This is a genomic window from Sodalis-like endosymbiont of Proechinophthirus fluctus, assembly GCF_001602625.1.
GTDB lineage: Bacteria > Pseudomonadota > Gammaproteobacteria > Enterobacterales > Enterobacteriaceae.
In genome coordinates, this window is record NZ_LECR01000068.1 from 22,265 (window position 1) to 23,501 (window position 1,237).

At 49.4% G+C, this 1,237-nt stretch carries 1 protein-coding gene and 1 pseudogene; one reads left to right on the forward strand and one right to left on the reverse strand.

The genetic code is table 11. The annotated features are described in order from the left end of the window. A pseudogene (locus BG74_RS19720) lies at positions 1 to 219 on the forward strand (xanthine permease XanP); the annotation flags it as partial. A gap of 815 nt (positions 220 to 1,034) precedes the next feature. Here the strand turns inward: BG74_RS19720 and BG74_RS14940 are convergent. After that, positions 1,035 to 1,237, reverse strand: a 203-nt coding sequence (locus BG74_RS14940) for a hypothetical protein (RefSeq protein WP_204376342.1), incomplete at its 5' end; no start/stop codon positions are given.

Below are 1,237 nucleotides of genomic sequence, written 5' to 3' on the forward strand. Positions count from 1 at the left end.
CCAGCCATATTATTAGTGTGTCGATGTTCACCTTAGGGCTTGCATCCATCCTGCAAATCAAAATCTGGGGGCCTGTGGGGATCGAGTCTGCTCTTCTATGCAGGGATCCTGCTTCAATTTCATGATGCCGCTGATTATGGGCGGTCTGACGATGAAAAACGGCGGCGCCGATGTGCCAACACAACAATGATGGCTGCTCTGTTCAGTACCCTTTATGTTTTCGAACCAGTGCTGGGGGCGCAGCGCGACGATTGTCATGTTCGGCACTACTATCGCCGCGTCTAGCGTGCGTATCGTGTCGTGAGAACCTTTCAGCCTCCGAGCGATTAATAATTATCTCGCTGTCGCTGGCGGTCGGTATTGGCATCTTGCAACAGCAGCTAATCCTACAATTCGCGCTGTAGTGGCTTAAAATGTTCTTGTCGTCCGATATCGCCGCGAGCGGTATTTACTGTGATTTTCCTCAATATCCTGTTTCCTCAAAAAACTAGCTTAGGAAAGCGAATAACGATCCAGACTGCGGTGGTGTGACGTTGCGGTCTTTTTTTTTGTCTACGGGCACCACTTTGTCGATTTAGATAGCGGGTTAACTACGGCATAAACAGTATATACTGCGGAATGTGCAATAAAATTTATTATCAACTTGCTGATCTCATTGCTTCTGATCCTGTTATTGCTCATTGTGCTTATCTATTATGTATATCTATTATGTATGCTGCTGCAAACCACCTATGCTGCTGAAAACCACCTGGGGCGCCAGCTGGCTGGGCCAACAGTTGACTCGACATAGCGATTAACAGGTTTCCCTCGGCAATATTAATCGCAGCTGGACGCAATTCAGCGAGATCCAACAACTCGATAACGTCAGCCTCGGCAAAAAAGGCACGCTGATGACGCTGGTTGCCAAGCGGTATTGGCCGAGCTTGACACACAGCAACTTACCGATCCCTTTGCATGTTAACCGCTTACAATTTCAGAACGGCACCCTAAATTTTGACCCGGCCGCGCTAACCTAGCCCCTGCAATCGAATACACTACAGCTCAATAGTATGGCGGTTCACGTCCCGCACAGCGATTGGCGACTTAATGGCTAAAACGTCAACTCCGGCATCTTGCCCTGGCGATCCCAAGCCTATTATCCACTGGGTCGGCAGGCACGTTTTCAATTTAGTACCCGTTCTCTGACGCTCAACGGCGTGCCGGAGCAGAATACGCTGGTCCATGGCGATATTACCGG